The sequence below is a fragment of the Aneurinibacillus migulanus genome (genome assembly GCF_001274715.1).
Lineage (GTDB): Bacteria > Bacillota > Bacilli > Aneurinibacillales > Aneurinibacillaceae > Aneurinibacillus > Aneurinibacillus migulanus.
Genome location: NZ_LGUG01000004.1, coordinates 4,195,867 through 4,214,287 on the forward strand (window position 1 = coordinate 4,195,867; position 18,421 = coordinate 4,214,287).

Below are 18,421 nucleotides of genomic sequence, written 5' to 3' on the forward strand. Positions count from 1 at the left end.
TACACATTAAGGATTGTAATTAAAAAATATCGCATTATGTTACCGATATTGATTAATCTAGAATGTATAGGAAGAAACGAGGGAGCATGTTTATGTCTATACGTGCACTTTCCTTCACCTCATGGATAATCAATAGATGTGACACTATGTAGTAGGTATCTATAAAGCAAATTTAGGAGGAAACAATGCAAAGGAAATGGTTAACTGTGGTAGCACTACTTCTGCCTTTTATAGTCGTCTTTTCTGTTTCAGCATTTGCTAATAAACCATTAGACGTAATGGTTAATAACTTTTTGATGAATGAGAGACTAAAGCCAAAATTGGAGGAAGGCGTAACTATGGTAGCAGCTCGCCCATTGGCAGAAGCGCTAGGGGCTAAGATAACTTGGGATAAGAGTACAAATACGGTGTGGATTAATTCCCCTAATGTACATTCCCTACAGACTCAAGTTAATCTTTTACAAAAAGCGCTCGCTCCTACTTCACCAAAAGAAGCTGCTCAGCGTTATGCAGAAGGCTTAAAAACGAGGAATGGTGCCTTACAATTTGCTATTATGTCGCCACAATTACAGGAAAAGAGGCGCAAATCATTTGAGGCTTTTTTATGGGGGGAGGGTTCCTCTTCAAGCCCCTGGATTGAGGAGGCTTCCGTTGATGATGGGGTGCAGATTAAGAATGATGTTTGGCAGTTTACGATTACTCTCGTTCATAATGATTCTACAAACAATAAGCGAACTGGCACTTATGACATTATTGTTCAAAAATACGGTGAGCATTGGTATTTGGACAAGGATTAAAATGATTTATGAAAGCAGAGCCTATCTGTCCAACGATAATAGTAGTCTTCAACGTTCCTCTACCTAATGTAACCTTTCCGTCGCAAAGTTCTACGCTGACTAATTCCTTATCATGTCCCCACTCCCTTCTCAGCGTCCAACAAATAAGGCATTGGCGCCTGCTACAGAAATGCTTAAAGACATGATACAAAAGTGGCTTCCTTTTTTATTTCTGTCACTGCTTATCATCTGGTGGATTTCAATAAAGATTGCCCAACCTTTACATCAACTAGCGTATTATACTGAAAACAGTACTGAAAATAGTCAAGAGGAACACATAGAAAAAGTAGTAGCATGGTATTATGAAGCGATTCAGTTAAAGAAGTCATTGCTACATAGCCTGGTTTTTCTCCACAATAGGGTTAACTATTTTATGTATCAAGCGACAACAGATCCGCTGACAAAACTAACTAATCGTCGAACCATGGATCAGCAGATGCAGAATTGGGCAGCCAACCGCGTTCCCTTTTCGATTATTTTACTAGATATCGACCGTTTCAAGAGAGTAAATGATACGTATGGTCACTCGGTCGGAGATGAAGTTTTAAAGTTTTTAGCGGAACAGATGAAAGAAGTTTCACGACAAACAGATATATGCTGTCGATTTGGAGGAGAAGAGTTTGTTATCCTCCTTCCTTATACTGATAAAACGGAAGCCTTTCATGTGGCTGAGCGATTACGTATGAACATGGAATCGAGTATAAGCCCATGTGGTGAGATTGTAACTATTTCAATCGGAGTCTCTTCTTACCCTACTTGTACATCAGAAATGACAAAGTTAATTGAACAAGTAGATGAATGTTTGTATAACGCTAAAAAAAGTGGAAGGAATCGTACAATCGTTTTTGAACCGAATCATGAGTAGTTTTACAATCGCTGTAATGTTATGTTAATAGAATAATCCGATCCGTACAGGATGTACGGGTCGGATTATTTATTGTTCCTCTTTTTACATCCATATCTTTCTTTTTGCTTTTCCCAATAGCACTTCCACATGTATTCCCCCTTGATTTAATTTCCAATTTTATTATGTATTAGGAATCTGTTTTATACGACTAACACTTGTCGTCAAATTTCGAGACAAAAATATCTTTTAAGTACCCTTCGTAAATACTGCATTGAACTGTACGTTTTTTTTGGATGAATAATGTTGAAAACAGATAACAAAAAAGTATCGGATAGATGCTTAAACTCTTGCTAGACTCTCATTACTGTAAACGTTCAGGCGAGGGATTGCTATGTCCCTTATTTGCCACTTCAGTAAAGATATTTTCTTGATACGTTACTTGGCCACTTTCAGCAACAATTTGGCTATAGGGCAACCTAGTTTCAATTAATCGAGCAAGATTTTCAATATCTTGCTTTGTTGCCGGCTGCTTCTCTGTTTTTAACTGATAGCCTAATTGTCCGCTAACCTCTAGTGTAGCCCATTGCACGTCGCTTATGTTCGCAATTCCCGACTGACGCAATCTGGCTTCCAGTTTGTCTACCGGTAATCGGAGTTTCCTTAAGTTTTTTTCATTGAGTGTTCCGTTTTCAATGATTGTTACAGCCTTACCAGATATCAGAGTTTCAAGTCCATCGGATTTTAATTGAATATAGTCTGTCACAAGCAAAGCGACAACTAATAAGGCCGCGACTCCAAATGTAATCCATAACCCTCTGCCCGTTACTGGTTGGATAAGTAAGGTCCCTATTGCAATCATAATAACCGTTTCTGGTATTGTCATCTGGGAAATCGTTCTTCTTCCACTGATACGTAAAATTAATGTACCTACAACAAAAATCACAAGTGTTTGCCAAATCCAACTTACGTTCATACCCCAACCTCCTTTTACAGTCAGTATGGGAAAAAAAAATAAACATTTATACATTTATAGGTTATCACTATTTAGGCTTCAAAAAAGAGCACTTCCTCCAAACAAACCCTACACTTAAGTTCTAACACCCTCGTCATAACACCTCTATTACCAAACTATCTTTACACTAAATATTTATCAATTTCATAAATAATTCTCATCTCACACTGCAATATATGGAAGTCCTTCGTTTGCCCGTCTCTGCCCCGGTTTGCGGCTAAACCGTTCCATTTGTTCCAGAATAGAAAGGAATGTAGTAGAGGTCTTCATAAGAGGTCTCCTCGTTCCGCAATAGTTTGGAGTTAGATACAAACTATTTTCGCGAAAGGGAGCCCCTTTTTCAATTTTTATTTCCTCTTTTTACTTAATCAACACCCGTGAGAGAAAAGAAAACTATGAACAAATATTATACATAACCCAACTGAACTCCATCTATACGTATCTCAATAGAAGCTTCCTGCTGTAACCAGTCTTGCATGCTTTTCAGTTCAAACAGCTGCTCAATATGATAAACGCCATGCGGGAACACTTGACTGTAAAGAGCATCCGCTACACATACAGCGACCTTGGCTGTCATATTAGATTGATCTTTTCCTTGTAGCAAGCACTCGACAGCTGCGTCTTTGCCCCCTTTTCTTCCCCAAGCATCGACTTTTACAGCAAACTGATCTCCTCCGAAGTGAAGTTGTTCGAAACTACGAATCATAGCATTGCGAATCCTATGCACCTGTAACAGTCGGAATGCTCCTATTTTTCGCAGTCCCGACATGAAGGCAGTCGCCACAGCCGAATCAAAGCAAAGCCGCGTAGAAACGGATGGCACCTCAAGTGTGCGGACAAGTGTTTGTTGATCCGAAAACGGAAACCGATATGCTTTTTTACGTCCTAAAATTGCGCCAAAATCTACTATTTTACCATCTGTGAAGCTATTAACTGTAACCTGACGATTGTTCTCGGTGATCGAAAAGCTGGTGTTCAAATTGTCGATGGTCCATTCGATGGCTGCTTTTCCATGACGACCTCCCAAACTAAGCAGAATAGATAATTCAATGCTCTCAGCTTGATCTAACAGCTTTTGCGCCTGAAGCGCCAGCAAATTGGTCAAACCAGGCGCAAGCCCAACACTTAGAACTGCTGTTGCGCGGTTCTTTTCGGCTTCTGTGCTCCATTGTTCCACTTGATTTAGAAAGCGTCCATTCGCTGAAACATCTATATAATGAGTTCCACTTTGGAAACAAGACCGGACGAAACCACTGTTCGTCTGATCCAGACACATAATCACGAGCCTCGCTTGATCTAAAGCGTCTGGATGAACGGCTTCCTGAATATCCAATTGCAATGATTTGACTTTGCCGTCAGTTTCCCTACTGAGCTGCTCTGCACGTTCTAAATTTCTACCCGCCGCATATACAACTCCTGGAAATTTCTCGCCCAATTCCTTACATATTGTTTTTCCTACACATCCATATCCGCCTACTACAATGATTTTATTCTTCATCTCTACTACCTTTTACCGCAAACCATGCGCTAATCAAATAGGAACCAAAATATCTCATTATTTGTGTGAAGCCTGCCTTTTCCAGTAATTCTCTGACAACCGAATCTCGCACCGGATCAGATTCCCGACCGAGCGAAGCCGCAAAACGCTCCCAGTCCTGAATCGGGATACCGTTGTCCAGCATATGACTTTTCCATGCCTCCATTTGCACTGTAAACGCTGCTGTGTTCGGCTCTCCGTTAATGGAGGCAAGAAAGATAGGCGCTCCTGGCTTTAGATGCTCCGCTATACGATGGAGCAACTCCAGTTTTTGTGGCAGTCCTTTTACAAAATGAAGTACAAGCAAGCACGTCGCAGCATCAAAAAGATGATCTGATGAAAGCTGCTCAATCGTTCCCTGCCTAAACGATACACGCGGCCCAAGCGCGGCCCTTTCCACTCGTAGTTTGGCAATTTCCAGCATGCGTGCAGACGGATCAACGCCTGTAAACAACCAGTCTTCATGCCTACTTCCGAAAGTCACCAGCTCTTGTCCCCCACCTGCGCCAACAATAAGTACTTCAGCAGAAGATGTAGATGGGTTCAACTGTGCGGTCATCAAACGATCTGTTATATCGTACAGATGATGATAGCCTGGTATTTTTAAAGAAATGGTTTCTTCATATCGGTACACATCTGGATGATCCCAGCTCATGGGGATATTCGTATCATTCATTTTCATTACTCCTCGTCATTATAAAGTACTTGCACATGTGTAAGTTGTTTCAATCGTACCCGATCAGTTTCTGAGAAAGTCATCCCATCTTCATTATCTGTACCAGATATATCGAGGATGATGGTGGCAGGAGATCCACCGAGCACGACAATACGAGAGCCTAAAGCCAGTGCTTCTTCTGGATCATGTGTTACAAGCAGCACCGTCGATTTCTGCTTATGCCATAAAAGAAGCAACAACTTCTGCATCTCCCGCCTCGTGGCAGCATCCAGGCTTTGAAACGGTTCATCCATAATGAGAAACTGCGGATTGGGTACAAAAGCACGGACGACTGAAACACGTTGTTTCATGCCGCCACTAAGTTGATCAGGATAATCATTTATAGCGTGAATTAAGCCCGCCTCTTCCAGCAGGGCAAGCACTTTTCTATTTGTCTCTTCATCCCCTTGACGTTCAAGCACCCACTGTACATTTTCTAACACCGTTTTCGCAGGCAGCAGTCGGGGTTCCTGAAACACAAAACTAGTACGCTCTTCCTCTTTTCGTTTAACCCTTCCGCTCATTGGCTGCTCCAGACCTGCCGCCATACGTAGCAGCGTCGTTTTTCCGATCCCTGATGCCCCCATCACGCATGTTATCTGTCCTTCAGCCAGATCCAACGAGAAATCTTCAAATACCTTGCGATGATTCTCGTATTTGACAGTGATGTGATTGAATCGCATTCGATGCGCCTCCTCTCTTTTTTGATGTGTATTTTCGTACTAACCATTCCAGGCTCATCCCCAACAGAGCGACGAGAAGAGTCCAGGCCATTACCTCTTCCGTTTTCAAATAAATTCGAGCCGTGTTCATGGCTGCTCCAATGCCGGTTTGACCACTGATTAATTCGGACATGACAACTGTTTTCCAGCCAGTCCCAATGTTAACCGTTAGCGCTGCCGCCCAAAAAGGAGCGAGCGTAGGCCAAACAATATCTTTGATCCGCTTGCAACGGCTTACCTGAAAGACTTCAGCCATCTCTAATAAATCCCTAGGAACCTGTCGTATTCCCTGTATCGAGTTGAAGAAAAATACTGGAAACAGTGCAATGGTTACGACGAAGATTTGTGCCCCGCCTTCTACACCTAGCCAAAGAATCGCAAGCAATATTCAGGAAACTGGAGGAATTGCCTGAAATGTCGTCACGACGGGTCTGATAAGCTTGAGTACCTTCTCATTGGCTCCTGCCCACACACCAAGTCCAGCACCGAGAAGAAAAGAAAGCACGAATCCCACAATAAGCCGCAGAAAGGAAAGTGCGAGCGATTGCCATAGAATTCCCCGCTCGGTAAGCGTCAACAGCGTTCGCAGCGTTTCTAGTGGTCCTGGAAGTATGACCGGAGGATACATACGAGCGATAATTTCCCATAGCGCTAGAAGAACGAGGGCCGTATAGCAACCTGGCCATTTGTTATAAACCGTAATAGAAACCCGCATCTGGCATTACTCCCCCAATTGAATCTGGAACGGTCTGCAACAGGATGTTGAAATATCGTTCGACCTCCGACCTGGCTTCCACAGCATCTTTAAACATCAGACTGATATGCGGCATTGCCTGTAACAACACTGCTTCTGGAATGCCGAACGCCTCGGTAGACAGATTCACGGCTGTTTTAGGTTGTTTGACTGTCTCATGAAGCGCGTCCTGATACTGGCGCTGAAAACGCTCGACCTCTTGTTGATGCGTCTTGGCCCATTCCCTGTTAACGAAAATGCCTGTCTGCGGCAAATCCTCTCCAAAACTATCCCACCAGATCTGCTGATAATCGACCACTTCAGTCAGCCGACCATTCAACTTCACACGCAAGCCGCTCAACACTGGCTCAGGAAGCACAGCATACCGAATGGTTCCGGCAGCAAGCTGCTGCATAATGTCCGGTATAACTCCATACGCAAGCGTAACACGGCCCTCCAGTCCTTCTTTTTCAAGTAAAAAACGGGTCAAAATATCAGGTGGGCCACTCTGTCCAGGAATATATACTGTCTTATTTGCCAGGTCCGATAAGTTATGTACTTCAGGATCAAGTGAAACTAAATACATCGAGCCCCAGGTGTTAACATGAAGAAGTTGCAGCGGCAATCCCCTGGCATACATGTTTGCTCCCACATTAAGCGGTGCAGCGAAAAACTGTACATCATTTTTCTGGACACGAGCCAGCAACTGTTCAACTGTATCCCACATTTCTACCTTGAGCTTTACTTCAGCATCTTTTTGCTGTTCGATCAGCAAGGCTGGAATTAAGGAAGGGGCTTTCGGCGACAGTAAAGTAACATGTTGCGTTCCTTCATTCGATGCCCAGGATGGAACAGTATCGTTTTTCGAGCAGCCTGTCAAAACGGAAAAAACGACCAATCCCGCTAGCAAAGCCTGAAATATACAACGGGGTAAAGATAGCATGATACCCTTTCCAACTCCTCTCAAAGCTTATAAAATAATAATAAGAATTATTATCAATTATTAAGAATGAGAAAAGAAAAGACTATCCCACAAATCTGGGATTTTTGATCGAAACTATATAGATGAAAAATCAGGAGAATAAATATGCGTGCACAGACGGAGGATATCAAGCAAAAAATAATAACTCTTGAAAAGGAAGCTGTTACATCATGGGATTACAGGAAAGCTCTAATCGGACACTTGCGCAAGGCTGTTCCGTTCGACGGAGCATGTTGTACAATGGTAGATCCGCAAACCCTTCTGTCCACAGGCGCTGTCACAGAAGATGGCATCGAAGCAATCCATCACCGCCTGTTTGAATATGAATATGTTCATGAGGATTTCAACACCTATCATCAATTGGTGCAGGCGGATGACCCGGTCGCTACATTGAGTGGAGCGACAAAAGGTGAATTGGAGCGAAGTGCCCGCTATCGGAATGTGCTTCTCCCTGCTGGATTTAAAGATGAGATGCGGGCAGCTTTGCGATACCAGGGGAAATGTTGGGGATATTTGACGTTATTCCGCTATCATGATCGCCCCTTCTTCCATGAGGATGAACGAAAATTCATTTCTTCCCTTGTTCCATTGATTGCCTTTAATTTACGTAAAAGGAATCTGGTATTACCGTCTGAGGAATTAAGATGGATAGAGAAAGAACCGGGAATACTCGTTCTCTCTGACCAGCTTACGATGCTCTCGTCCAATGCAGCGGCGAAACACTGGTTATCCTTGCTACAGAAGTGGGAGGGCATCGACAGTCACATTCTCCCTCGACCGATTCGGGCCGTCTGTTCCCGTGCATTGTCGAGTACATCAGTAGGAACGGAACGATTCTCCCTGGCGAAGGTCTGTATTCACATTCCTGAAGGCCCGTATCTAACAATTCAAGCCAGTCAACTTAGCGGTCCCTCCGCTACGCTCCAGTTGGCCGTCTGGCTCGAGTTGGCCAAACCGTCCGATATGCTCCCCTTCATCTCGGAAGCCTATGGGTTGTCAGAACGCGAAAAGCAAGTCCTCGACCGGATTGTAAGAGGATTTTCCACTAAAGAACTTGCTCTTTCACTCCATATTTCCACTTATACCGTGCAGGATCATCTAAAATCAATTTTCATGAAAACAGGCGTAACAAGCCGGAGAGAGCTCATTTGGCTTCTATTCTCCCGCTTCAGCATGTATCTGGCTGGAATAAGGGAATAATCATTCTTAAGAATTGAAAAGCATACGAAAAACGAGTGCTGAACTGTAACCCGAATAATGGACACTTAAAAAAGTTCGTTATTCGGATTACAGTTCAAAAATAAGGTAAAGGATAGTGGTTTTTTCGTTTTGGGAACACCACATTCCTTAACTTGATGGTGGTGTGGTATTACCCCTTGTTGCCGACATCTACGGTATACGCATCTGTGTTAGATGCAAATGCTGGACTTAATGTACCCGCACTTACCGCTAAGCTTTTTAATGTGGCATCGCTTGCACCCGCACGTGTCACTGTAATCGTATATTTCTTTGAGGTTGTAGCATCTTTCGCTTTAACCTCTATCGGAATCGTATTGGTTCCTACCGCAAGATTAATGGTATCAGATGTCGTTTGATTCCCCATAATAAAGATCGAAGAAAGGTCATCGGCTGCATTCGCTGCCACGGTAATCGAAGTGATATCATTTCCTACATTAATAGAATACGTATCCTGCGTGGTTGAAAAAGCAGGTTGTAATGTTCCGTGGCTTATCGTAAGATTGCTTAGCGCTGCTTGTACCGTAACCGTACAGGTTGCCGTATTATTCCCATCTTCTGTTGTAACGGTAATCGTCGCTGTTCCTGCTGCCTTTGGTGTCACTACACCATTCGCATCTACTGTTGCTACGTCTGTGTTACTGCTACTCCATGTGACATTCTTATTTGTCGTATTATCTGGCGCTACCGTTGCTGTCAGACTTCCCGTTGTTCCTCCCGCTGTCAGTGTCAATGTATCTTTATCCAACGTCACGCCTGTAACTGCTGGACTAAACTTCATGACCGTGGCTTTACTCCGGTTCGCCCAATCCGCATACGCTACATACGGTGTTCCATCCGGAGCAATCGCAAGCGAAGTGTAGAAAGCTCCACCGGCTGAGAAACCCGCAGAACCTACTGGACTCCATGACCCATTCACAAACTTCATGACCGTGGCTCTACTCTGGTTCCCCCTATCCGTATACGCTACATACGGTGTTCCATCCGGAGCAATTGCAAGCGAAGGGTATGCAGCTCCACCGGCTGAGAAACCTACAGAACCTACTGGACTCCATGACCCATTCACAAACTTCATGACCGTGGCTTTATCCCCGTTCCCCCTATCCTCATACGCTACATACGGTGTTCCATCCGGAGCAATCGCAAGCGAAGTGTAGAAAGCTCCACCGGCTGAGAAACCTACAGAACCTACTGGACTCCATGACCCATTCACAAACTTCATGACCGTGGCTTTATCCCCGTTCCCCCTATCCTCATACGCTACATACGGTGTTCCATCCGGAGCAATCGCAAGCGAAGTGTAGAAAGCTCCACCGGCTGAGTTTGGCAATTTCCAGCATGCGTGCAGACGGATCAACGCCTGTAAACAACCAGTCTTCATGCCTACTTCCGAAAGTCACCAGCTCTTGTCCCCCACCTGCGCCAACAATAAGTACTTCAGCAGAAGATGTAGATGGGTTCAACTGTGCGGTCATCAAACGATCTGTTATATCGTACAGATGATGATAGCCTGGTATTTTTAAAGAAATGGTTTCTTCATATCGGTACACATCTGGATGATCCCAGCTCATGGGGATATTCGTATCATTCATTTTCATTACTCCTCGTCATTATAAAGTACTTGCACATGTGTAAGTTGTTTCAATCGTACCCGATCAGTTTCTGAGAAAGTCATCCCATCTTCATTATCTGTACCAGATATATCGAGGATGATGGTGGCAGGAGATCCACCGAGCACGACAATACGAGAGCCTAAAGCCAGTGCTTCTTCTGGATCATGTGTTACAAGCAGCACCGTCGATTTCTGCTTATGCCATAAAAGAAGCAACAACTTCTGCATCTCCCGCCTCGTGGCAGCATCCAGGCTTTGAAACGGTTCATCCATAATGAGAAACTGCGGATTGGGTACAAAAGCACGGACGACTGAAACACGTTGTTTCATGCCGCCACTAAGTTGATCAGGATAATCATTTATAGCGTGAATTAAGCCCGCCTCTTCCAGCAGGGCAAGCACTTTTCTATTTGTCTCTTCATCCCCTTGACGTTCAAGCACCCACTGTACATTTTCTAACACCGTTTTCGCAGGCAGCAGTCGGGGTTCCTGAAACACAAAACTAGTACGCTCTTCCTCTTTTCGTTTAACCCTTCCGCTCATTGGCTGCTCCAGACCTGCCGCCATACGTAGCAGCGTCGTTTTTCCGATCCCTGATGCCCCCATCACGCATGTTATCTGTCCTTCAGCCAGATCCAACGAGAAATCTTCAAATACCTTGCGATGATTCTCGTATTTGACAGTGATGTGATTGAATCGCATTCGATGCGCCTCCTCTCTTTTTTGATGTGTATTTTCGTACTAACCATTCCAGGCTCATCCCCAACAGAGCGACGAGAAGAGTCCAGGCCATTACCTCTTCCGTTTTCAAATAAATTCGAGCCGTGTTCATGGCTGCTCCAATGCCGGTTTGACCACTGATTAATTCGGACATGACAACTGTTTTCCAGCCAGTCCCAATGTTAACCGTTAGCGCTGCCGCCCAAAAAGGAGCGAGCGTAGGCCAAACAATATCTTTGATCCGCTTGCAACGGCTTACCTGAAAGACTTCAGCCATCTCTAATAAATCCCTAGGAACCTGTCGTATTCCCTGTATCGAGTTGAAGAAAAATACTGGAAACAGTGCAATGGTTACGACGAAGATTTGTGCCCCGCCTTCTACACCTAGCCAAAGAATCGCAAGCAATATTCAGGAAACTGGAGGAATTGCCTGAAATGTCGTCACGACGGGTCTGATAAGCTTGAGTACCTTCTCATTGGCTCCTGCCCACACACCAAGTCCAGCACCGAGAAGAAAAGAAAGCACGAATCCCACAATAAGCCGCAGAAAGGAAAGTGCGAGCGATTGCCATAGAATTCCCCGCTCGGTAAGCGTCAACAGCGTTCGCAGCGTTTCTAGTGGTCCTGGAAGTATGACCGGAGGATACATACGAGCGATAATTTCCCATAGCGCTAGAAGAACGAGGGCCGTATAGCAACCTGGCCATTTGTTATAAACCGTAATAGAAACCCGCATCTGGCATTACTCCCCCAATTGAATCTGGAACGGTCTGCAACAGGATGTTGAAATATCGTTCGACCTCCGACCTGGCTTCCACAGCATCTTTAAACATCAGACTGATATGCGGCATTGCCTGTAACAACACTGCTTCTGGAATGCCGAACGCCTCGGTAGACAGATTCACGGCTGTTTTAGGTTGTTTGACTGTCTCATGAAGCGCGTCCTGATACTGGCGCTGAAAACGCTCGACCTCTTGTTGATGCGTCTTGGCCCATTCCCTGTTAACGAAAATGCCTGTCTGCGGCAAATCCTCTCCAAAACTATCCCACCAGATCTGCTGATAATCGACCACTTCAGTCAGCCGACCATTCAACTTCACACGCAAGCCGCTCAACACTGGCTCAGGAAGCACAGCATACCGAATGGTTCCGGCAGCAAGCTGCTGCATAATGTCCGGTATAACTCCATACGCAAGCGTAACACGGCCCTCCAGTCCTTCTTTTTCAAGTAAAAAACGGGTCAAAATATCAGGTGGGCCACTCTGTCCAGGAATATATACTGTCTTATTTGCCAGGTCCGATAAGTTATGTACTTCAGGATCAAGTGAAACTAAATACATCGAGCCCCAGGTGTTAACATGAAGAAGTTGCAGCGGCAATCCCCTGGCATACATGTTTGCTCCCACATTAAGCGGTGCAGCGAAAAACTGTACATCATTTTTCTGGACACGAGCCAGCAACTGTTCAACTGTATCCCACATTTCTACCTTGAGCTTTACTTCAGCATCTTTTTGCTGTTCGATCAGCAAGGCTGGAATTAAGGAAGGGGCTTTCGGCGACAGTAAAGTAACATGTTGCGTTCCTTCATTCGATGCCCAGGATGGAACAGTATCGTTTTTCGAGCAGCCTGTCAAAACGGAAAAAACGACCAATCCCGCTAGCAAAGCCTGAAATATACAACGGGGTAAAGATAGCATGATACCCTTTCCAACTCCTCTCAAAGCTTATAAAATAATAATAAGAATTATTATCAATTATTAAGAATGAGAAAAGAAAAGACTATCCCACAAATCTGGGATTTTTGATCGAAACTATATAGATGAAAAATCAGGAGAATAAATATGCGTGCACAGACGGAGGATATCAAGCAAAAAATAATAACTCTTGAAAAGGAAGCTGTTACATCATGGGATTACAGGAAAGCTCTAATCGGACACTTGCGCAAGGCTGTTCCGTTCGACGGAGCATGTTGTACAATGGTAGATCCGCAAACCCTTCTGTCCACAGGCGCTGTCACAGAAGATGGCATCGAAGCAATCCATCACCGCCTGTTTGAATATGAATATGTTCATGAGGATTTCAACACCTATCATCAATTGGTGCAGGCGGATGACCCGGTCGCTACATTGAGTGGAGCGACAAAAGGTGAATTGGAGCGAAGTGCCCGCTATCGGAATGTGCTTCTCCCTGCTGGATTTAAAGATGAGATGCGGGCAGCTTTGCGATACCAGGGGAAATGTTGGGGATATTTGACGTTATTCCGCTATCATGATCGCCCCTTCTTCCATGAGGATGAACGAAAATTCATTTCTTCCCTTGTTCCATTGATTGCCTTTAATTTACGTAAAAGGAATCTGGTATTACCGTCTGAGGAATTAAGATGGATAGAGAAAGAACCGGGAATACTCGTTCTCTCTGACCAGCTTACGATGCTCTCGTCCAATGCAGCGGCGAAACACTGGTTATCCTTGCTACAGAAGTGGGAGGGCATCGACAGTCACATTCTCCCTCGACCGATTCGGGCCGTCTGTTCCCGTGCATTGTCGAGTACATCAGTAGGAACGGAACGATTCTCCCTGGCGAAGGTCTGTATTCACATTCCTGAAGGCCCGTATCTAACAATTCAAGCCAGTCAACTTAGCGGTCCCTCCGCTACGCTCCAGTTGGCCGTCTGGCTCGAGTTGGCCAAACCGTCCGATATGCTCCCCTTCATCTCGGAAGCCTATGGGTTGTCAGAACGCGAAAAGCAAGTCCTCGACCGGATTGTAAGAGGATTTTCCACTAAAGAACTTGCTCTTTCACTCCATATTTCCACTTATACCGTGCAGGATCATCTAAAATCAATTTTCATGAAAACAGGCGTAACAAGCCGGAGAGAGCTCATTTGGCTTCTATTCTCCCGCTTCAGCATGTATCTGGCTGGAATAAGGGAATAATCATTCTTAAGAATTGAAAAGCATACGAAAAACGAGTGCTGAACTGTAACCCGAATAATGGACACTTAAAAAAGTTCGTTATTCGGATTACAGTTCAAAAATAAGGTAAAGGATAGTGGTTTTTTCGTTTTGGGAACACCACATTCCTTAACTTGATGGTGGTGTGGTATTACCCCTTGTTGCCGACATCTACGGTATACGCATCTGTGTTAGATGCAAATGCTGGACTTAATGTACCCGCACTTACCGCTAAGCTTTTTAATGTGGCATCGCTTGCACCCGCACGTGTCACTGTAATCGTATATTTCTTTGAGGTTGTAGCATCTTTCGCTTTAACCTCTATCGGAATCGTATTGGTTCCTACCGCAAGATTAATGGTATCAGATGTCGTTTGATTCCCCATAATAAAGATCGAAGAAAGGTCATCGGCTGCATTCGCTGCCACGGTAATCGAAGTGATATCATTTCCTACATTAATAGAATACGTATCCTGCGTGGTTGAAAAAGCAGGTTGTAATGTTCCGTGGCTTATCGTAAGATTGCTTAGCGCTGCTTGTACCGTAACCGTACAGGTTGCCGTATTATTCCCATCTTCTGTTGTAACGGTAATCGTCGCTGTTCCTGCTGCCTTTGGTGTCACTACACCATTCGCATCTACTGTTGCTACGTCTGTGTTACTGCTACTCCATGTGACATTCTTATTTGTCGTATTATCTGGCGCTACCGTTGCTGTCAGACTTCCCGTTGTTCCTCCCGCTGTCAGTGTCAATGTATCTTTATCCAACGTCACGCCTGTAACTGCTGGACTAAACTTCATGACCGTGGCTTTACTCCGGTTCGCCCAATCCGCATACGCTACATACGGTGTTCCATCCGGAGCAATCGCAAGCGAAGTGTAGAAAGCTCCACCGGCTGAGAAACCCGCAGAACCTACTGGACTCCATGACCCATTCACAAACTTCATGACCGTGGCTCTACTCTGGTTCCCCCTATCCGTATACGCTACATACGGTGTTCCATCCGGAGCAATTGCAAGCGAAGGGTATGCAGCTCCACCGGCTGAGAAACCTACAGAACCTACTGGACTCCATGACCCATTCACAAACTTCATGACCGTGGCTTTATCCCCGTTCCCCCTATCCTCATACGCTACATACGGTGTTCCATCCGGAGCAATCGCAAGCGAAGTGTAGAAAGCTCCACCGGCTGAGAAACCTACAGAACCTACTGGACTCCATGACCCATTCACAAACTTCATGACCGTGGCTTTATATTCGTTCTCCACATCCGCATACGCTACATACGGTGTTCCATCCGGAGCAATCGCAAACGAAGGGTATGCAGCTCCACCGGCTGAGAAACCCGCAGGCCCTACTGGACTCCATGACCCATTAACAAACTTTATGACCATGGCTTTAAAATCGTTCGCCCAATCCGCATACGCTACATACGGTGTTCCATCCGGAGCAATCGCAAGCGAAGTGTGTGCAGCATCACCGACTGAGAGACCCGCAGGCCCTACTAGACTCCATGACCCATTAATAAACTTCATGACCGTGGCTCTATAATGGTTCTCCAAATCCGCATACGCTACATACGGCGTTCCATCCGGAGCAATCACAACCGAAGTGTCTGCAACTCCACCAGCTGAGAAACCCGCAGGCCCTACTGGACTCCATGACCCATTAACAAACTTCATGACCGTGGCTTTATATCCGTTCTCCATATCCTCATACGCTACATACGGTGTTCCATCCGGAGCAATCGCAAGCGAAGTGAATGCAGCTCCACCGGCTGAGAAACCCGCAGACCCTACTGAATTCCAAGATGAGCTTGCATACACAACATTCGTAGATAAACCCCATACCAACGTTGAAAAGACGAGAAGAAAAGAAAGAAACGATGCATAGATTGATTTAATTTTTGCCATTAAATAACCCCCTTTTTTAAAATGACCAGGCAGAACGCGACATTCGGATGGTCAAAACGAAACGGAAGATTTCGGGCACCTTCCGCAGTGAAGAAGGAGCTAAAATATTCTGCCGGATTCGTGGCTTCCTTTCCACTATGAAAAAGCAAGGACGGTCGATCTTCGAGGCGCTTCAGAACCTCATACTTGGAAACGTGCCTATATTTTGCATAGAATCGTAATAGAGGTCCTTAGGGTAAAGGTACCTCTATTTGTGCTGTCTAGCACGTGGCTGAGTAGTTACAAGATTTGTTTAATAAAATCTCCAATAATATTGTTGTTTTTTCGGGTAGTTTTATCACAAAACATACTCCTTCTTCCTCTTCCCTTTTTATTCAATATATTTACATTTTAATACATATTTACATAACCGCAAGTATTTTTTGAAAAGATATTAAACAAAACAAAAAAATCACAATATACATTCTATTTTGATAATAAAATATTTATCGATTAAATAAACAGAGCACTCATCTTTAAAATATGGATGGTTAAGAATTGGGAAAGCTATTTACTAACAAGAAGTAATTAATAATGAGCATAGCGTTACAAAAATGCCTTGGTATAAGCTTAGTAAATTTTCTCACAGCTTACTTAACATTTGATTCAATTTATGTTTTGAATCATATTTCACACTTAGATATAGTCAAGCCACGAATGACCTGTTGGAAATTGTCTTTTCAAAGTCATTCTTAACCAATCATTTGTTTCGCTCCAAGACCTTGGATTGAGGTGCTTCCGACGTGTTCAATTCCAATAATCAAATCATCTAAAGACTTACTAATAACTTGTTTTATTGATTGAAATGTTTCTGCCCATTGTTCATTGTATTTAACAATTTCTATACCAGAATGTGTCACCTTACTCCTCCCTCTATAAATTAAATTTTTCTCTTGAATACTCGTTTTTTCTTAGTATTTCGTTCACATGAATAAGCATTATAAAACCATTAATTATCGCTAAAGGTTTTATATGGATAGTGGAGGAAGACAAAGACAGGGTATCCGAATTTCCTTACCTAAAGGGAAAATTATGGTAGCACAATGGATCTCCACAATAGCCCAGGTGGTGTACCCTCCCATGTCTCACGGGGTCCTTACGGCCCTTACATTCCTTCGTTCTACCTATCCGTGGGGTGGAGGCTGAAAAAGCTCCTTTGCAGGGTCAGATGCCCGAATGGTGAAAAATAACGCTCAGCTTCTCCGTGCTTATTTTTTGAACAATTAACTGAAAAGAACAGCTATATCAAGAGAAAATTCATTAAGTAACATTTCTTGCAGATGAATGTTGAGATTTAGCTATCACCAATAAAGCGTCATACGGCTGTTGCTTTCGCCCTAAAGCAAAGAAAATACGAATCAATTTACAACACAAAGCAATGAGCGACTGTTTTTTGCGTAGTGGATTCACGGTTCTAGCTGTAAATTCATCATGTAACGCTTTAAACTGTTCATTTTTAGCGACCAATGGCATCACACATTTATACAGGAGGGCTCGCAAACGAGGGCGACCTCTCTTTGTGATACGTGTTCTGCCCTTATGCTTGCCTGAACTGTTTTCCTTAAGATTAAAGCCAGCTAACTTTTGAATTTGACGAGGGTGCGAGTAACCATTAAGATCGCCAACTTCCGCAAGGAAGCCTGCCACCGTCACGAATCCAACACCCGGTATCGTCATCATTTGAGTAGCACCTGGAATGGTATGAACCATACGTTCAACTCGTTCCATACACTGCGCCAACTGTTCGCAAAGTAGCTTATACTGACTAAGTAAGACATGTAGCTCTTGTTTGGCCATATCTAATCCTGATTTAAGTCCAACGGACTCTTCGGCCGCCATAATAAGCTGTAACGCCCTTTTCGTACCTACGGCACGCTTCACTTCAATTTTCCAAACCTGAACAATTTCTTCCGCATTTTGCTTCACAATATCGTTAGGTAACGGGAAGTTCTGAAGTGTAAGGAGTGCTGCTTTTCCTTCCCAATCTTTAAAGACTGTCAAAAACTCGGGGAAGTATCGATCCAACCAACCATGAATCCGCCCTTTCACTTGCAATAAATCTTTAGATAATCGTTCTCGCATGTTCATACCAACACGAAGTTCGGCGTAGATTCCTTGCGGAATCTGTGGTTCAGAGTAACGGCCATCTTTTAATAATTGTGCAATGACACGAGCATCTTTCACATCATTTTTGGTTGGTGAATTATCATCGAGTTCCTTACTGCGCTTTACATGTAGCGGATTAACAATCACTATTTTGATGCCTTCATGTCGTAAAAATTGAGCTAATGGCATCCAATAGTGACCCGTTGGTTCAATTCCGAATAAAACGTGAGTTTTACTATGCCCTTCCATAAGTAAGTGAATCCAGTGTAGTAATTTGTTAAAGCGAGCTCTTGAATTGTCAAACACACAAGGTTTTCCGACCTCGATTCCTCGGAAATCTTGTGCCCTTGCCACATGCTTGTGTTTAGCGATGTCAGCTCCTACTATTAGGGTAAATTCATTCATTTGCTTGATTCGATGGTTTTGCGTATAATTCATTAGTGAGTACCTCCTCTGTT

20 protein-coding genes and 1 pseudogene are annotated in these 18,421 nt (G+C 44.0%); 5 read left to right on the top strand and 16 right to left on the bottom strand.

Going from position 1 to position 18,421, the window contains the following annotated elements; translation table 11 throughout:
• Positions 1–185: 185 nt before the first annotated feature.
• On the top strand, positions 186–797 hold the full coding sequence (locus AF333_RS21900; RefSeq protein ID WP_052812151.1) for a stalk domain-containing protein: 612 nt from the start codon (positions 186–188) through the stop codon (positions 795–797).
• Positions 798–978: 181 nt separating this feature from the next.
• Positions 979–1,701, top strand: a complete 723-nt coding sequence (locus AF333_RS21905; RefSeq protein ID WP_235496840.1) for a GGDEF domain-containing protein — start codon at positions 979–981, stop codon at positions 1,699–1,701.
• Positions 1,702–2,044: 343 nt separating this feature from the next.
• Here the strand turns inward: AF333_RS21905 and AF333_RS21910 are convergent, their stop codons facing one another.
• The 7 genes from AF333_RS21910 to AF333_RS21940 all read right to left on the bottom strand — a co-directional run bounded on the left by AF333_RS21910 (position 2,045) and on the right by AF333_RS21940 (position 7,345).
• Positions 2,045–2,656 (bottom strand): DUF421 domain-containing protein, encoded by a 612-nt coding sequence (locus tag AF333_RS21910; protein WP_043066791.1) that lies wholly within the window; start codon positions 2,654–2,656, stop codon positions 2,045–2,047.
• Positions 2,657–3,101: 445 nt separating this feature from the next.
• Positions 3,102–4,193 carry a saccharopine dehydrogenase family protein gene (locus AF333_RS21915; protein ID WP_043066790.1) on the bottom strand — a complete coding sequence of 364 codons (1,092 nt, stop codon included), beginning with the start codon at positions 4,191–4,193 and terminating at the stop codon, positions 3,102–3,104.
• On the bottom strand, positions 4,183–4,908 hold the full coding sequence (locus tag AF333_RS21920; protein ID WP_139188986.1) for a class I SAM-dependent methyltransferase: 726 nt from the start codon (positions 4,906–4,908) through the stop codon (positions 4,183–4,185). Before AF333_RS21920 ends, AF333_RS21915 begins: the two co-directional genes overlap by 11 nt.
• Before the next feature lie 5 nt (positions 4,909–4,913).
• A complete protein-coding gene (locus AF333_RS21925) occupies positions 4,914–5,630 on the bottom strand; it encodes an ABC transporter ATP-binding protein (RefSeq protein ID WP_052812149.1) in 717 nt (238 codons plus the stop codon).
• Entirely contained in the window at positions 5,578–6,054 is a 477-nt protein-coding gene (locus AF333_RS21930) for an ABC transporter permease (RefSeq protein ID WP_053432754.1), read from the bottom strand. Before AF333_RS21930 ends, AF333_RS21925 begins: the two co-directional genes overlap by 53 nt.
• A 3-nt stretch (positions 6,055–6,057) precedes the next feature.
• Positions 6,058–6,384 carry a hypothetical protein gene (locus AF333_RS21935; protein ID WP_043066788.1) on the bottom strand — a complete coding sequence of 109 codons (327 nt, stop codon included), beginning with the start codon at positions 6,382–6,384 and terminating at the stop codon, positions 6,058–6,060.
• The gene (locus AF333_RS21940; protein ID WP_043066787.1) at positions 6,359–7,345 is read right to left on the bottom strand and encodes an ABC transporter substrate-binding protein; all 987 of its coding nucleotides are present in this window, start codon (positions 7,343–7,345) and stop codon (positions 6,359–6,361) included. The genes AF333_RS21935 and AF333_RS21940 overlap by 26 nt, the downstream gene beginning before the upstream one ends.
• Positions 7,346–7,489: 144 nt before the next feature.
• Between AF333_RS21940 and AF333_RS21945 the strand changes: the two genes are divergently transcribed.
• Positions 7,490–8,584 (top strand): LuxR C-terminal-related transcriptional regulator, encoded by a 1,095-nt coding sequence (locus AF333_RS21945; protein WP_043066786.1) that lies wholly within the window; start codon positions 7,490–7,492, stop codon positions 8,582–8,584.
• Between the two features lie 169 nt (positions 8,585–8,753).
• On the opposite strand, the gene AF333_RS37230 is transcribed toward AF333_RS21945, so the two are convergent.
• From AF333_RS37230 to AF333_RS21975, 6 genes are read right to left on the bottom strand one after another with little or no spacing between them, the layout of a single operon-like run.
• A complete protein-coding gene (locus AF333_RS37230; protein ID WP_161808228.1) occupies positions 8,754–9,950 on the bottom strand; it encodes an Ig-like domain-containing protein in 1,197 nt (398 codons plus the stop codon).
• The gene (locus tag AF333_RS21955; protein ID WP_321167180.1) at positions 9,874–10,212 is read right to left on the bottom strand and encodes a class I SAM-dependent methyltransferase; all 339 of its coding nucleotides are present in this window, start codon (positions 10,210–10,212) and stop codon (positions 9,874–9,876) included. Before AF333_RS21955 ends, AF333_RS37230 begins: the two co-directional genes overlap by 77 nt.
• 5 nt (positions 10,213–10,217) lie before the next feature.
• A complete protein-coding gene (locus AF333_RS21960; RefSeq protein WP_052812149.1) occupies positions 10,218–10,934 on the bottom strand; it encodes an ABC transporter ATP-binding protein in 717 nt (238 codons plus the stop codon).
• The gene (locus AF333_RS21965) at positions 10,882–11,358 is read right to left on the bottom strand and encodes an ABC transporter permease (RefSeq protein WP_053432754.1); all 477 of its coding nucleotides are present in this window, start codon (positions 11,356–11,358) and stop codon (positions 10,882–10,884) included. The genes AF333_RS21960 and AF333_RS21965 overlap by 53 nt, the downstream gene beginning before the upstream one ends.
• A 3-nt stretch (positions 11,359–11,361) precedes the next feature.
• Positions 11,362–11,688, bottom strand: a complete 327-nt coding sequence (locus tag AF333_RS21970; RefSeq protein ID WP_043066788.1) for a hypothetical protein — start codon at positions 11,686–11,688, stop codon at positions 11,362–11,364.
• Complete coding sequence (locus tag AF333_RS21975) at positions 11,663–12,649, bottom strand: ABC transporter substrate-binding protein (protein ID WP_043066787.1); 987 nt, start codon at positions 12,647–12,649, stop codon at positions 11,663–11,665. The genes AF333_RS21970 and AF333_RS21975 overlap by 26 nt, the downstream gene beginning before the upstream one ends.
• A 144-nt stretch (positions 12,650–12,793) precedes the next feature.
• On the opposite strand from AF333_RS21975, the gene AF333_RS21980 reads away from it, so the two are divergent.
• A complete protein-coding gene (locus AF333_RS21980) occupies positions 12,794–13,888 on the top strand; it encodes a LuxR C-terminal-related transcriptional regulator (RefSeq protein ID WP_043066786.1) in 1,095 nt (364 codons plus the stop codon).
• A 169-nt stretch (positions 13,889–14,057) separates the two neighbouring features.
• Here AF333_RS21980 and AF333_RS21985 read toward each other — a convergent pair whose 3' ends face one another.
• Positions 14,058–15,818 carry an Ig-like domain-containing protein gene (locus tag AF333_RS21985; RefSeq protein ID WP_052812147.1) on the bottom strand — a complete coding sequence of 587 codons (1,761 nt, stop codon included), beginning with the start codon at positions 15,816–15,818 and terminating at the stop codon, positions 14,058–14,060.
• A gap of 32 nt (positions 15,819–15,850) precedes the next feature.
• Here AF333_RS21985 and AF333_RS33110 point away from each other — a divergent pair.
• Positions 15,851–16,039, top strand: a pseudogene (locus AF333_RS33110) (IS66 family transposase); the annotation flags it as partial.
• 510 nt (positions 16,040–16,549) lie between these two features.
• Here AF333_RS33110 and AF333_RS32280 read toward each other — a convergent pair.
• Positions 16,550–16,717, bottom strand: coding sequence for a GrpB family protein (locus AF333_RS32280; RefSeq protein ID WP_158502469.1), 168 nt, complete (start codon positions 16,715–16,717; stop codon positions 16,550–16,552).
• A 400-nt stretch (positions 16,718–17,117) separates the two neighbouring features.
• Positions 17,118–18,401: an IS110 family RNA-guided transposase gene (locus AF333_RS21990; protein WP_043066785.1), complete on the bottom strand. Its 1,284-nt coding sequence runs from the start codon at positions 18,399–18,401 to the stop codon at positions 17,118–17,120.
• Positions 18,402–18,421 lie beyond the last annotated feature (20 nt).

Excerpts from the sequence above, each read along its gene's own strand:
- AF333_RS21920 (WP_139188986.1), bottom strand. The coding sequence starts at position 4,908 with ATGAATGATACGAATATCCCCATGAGCTGGGATCATCCAGATGTGTAC.
- AF333_RS21900 (WP_052812151.1), top strand. The coding sequence starts at position 186 with ATGCAAAGGAAATGGTTAACTGTGGTAGCACTACTTCTGCCTTTTATA.
- AF333_RS21985 (WP_052812147.1), bottom strand. The coding sequence starts at position 15,818 with ATGGCAAAAATTAAATCAATCTATGCATCGTTTCTTTCTTTTCTTCTC.
- AF333_RS21925 (WP_052812149.1), bottom strand. The coding sequence starts at position 5,630 with ATGCGATTCAATCACATCACTGTCAAATACGAGAATCATCGCAAGGTA.
- AF333_RS21960 (WP_052812149.1), bottom strand. The coding sequence starts at position 10,934 with ATGCGATTCAATCACATCACTGTCAAATACGAGAATCATCGCAAGGTA.
- AF333_RS21945 (WP_043066786.1), top strand. The coding sequence starts at position 7,490 with ATGCGTGCACAGACGGAGGATATCAAGCAAAAAATAATAACTCTTGAA.
- AF333_RS21935 (WP_043066788.1), bottom strand. The coding sequence starts at position 6,384 with ATGCGGGTTTCTATTACGGTTTATAACAAATGGCCAGGTTGCTATACG.
- AF333_RS21915 (WP_043066790.1), bottom strand. The coding sequence starts at position 4,193 with ATGAAGAATAAAATCATTGTAGTAGGCGGATATGGATGTGTAGGAAAA.
- AF333_RS21905 (WP_235496840.1), top strand. The coding sequence starts at position 979 with ATGATACAAAAGTGGCTTCCTTTTTTATTTCTGTCACTGCTTATCATC.
- AF333_RS21940 (WP_043066787.1), bottom strand. The coding sequence starts at position 7,345 with ATGCTATCTTTACCCCGTTGTATATTTCAGGCTTTGCTAGCGGGATTG.
- AF333_RS21990 (WP_043066785.1), bottom strand. The coding sequence starts at position 18,401 with ATGAATTATACGCAAAACCATCGAATCAAGCAAATGAATGAATTTACC.
- AF333_RS21980 (WP_043066786.1), top strand. The coding sequence starts at position 12,794 with ATGCGTGCACAGACGGAGGATATCAAGCAAAAAATAATAACTCTTGAA.
- AF333_RS21910 (WP_043066791.1), bottom strand. The coding sequence starts at position 2,656 with ATGAACGTAAGTTGGATTTGGCAAACACTTGTGATTTTTGTTGTAGGT.
- AF333_RS21955 (WP_321167180.1), bottom strand. The coding sequence starts at position 10,212 with ATGAATGATACGAATATCCCCATGAGCTGGGATCATCCAGATGTGTAC.
- AF333_RS21970 (WP_043066788.1), bottom strand. The coding sequence starts at position 11,688 with ATGCGGGTTTCTATTACGGTTTATAACAAATGGCCAGGTTGCTATACG.
- AF333_RS21975 (WP_043066787.1), bottom strand. The coding sequence starts at position 12,649 with ATGCTATCTTTACCCCGTTGTATATTTCAGGCTTTGCTAGCGGGATTG.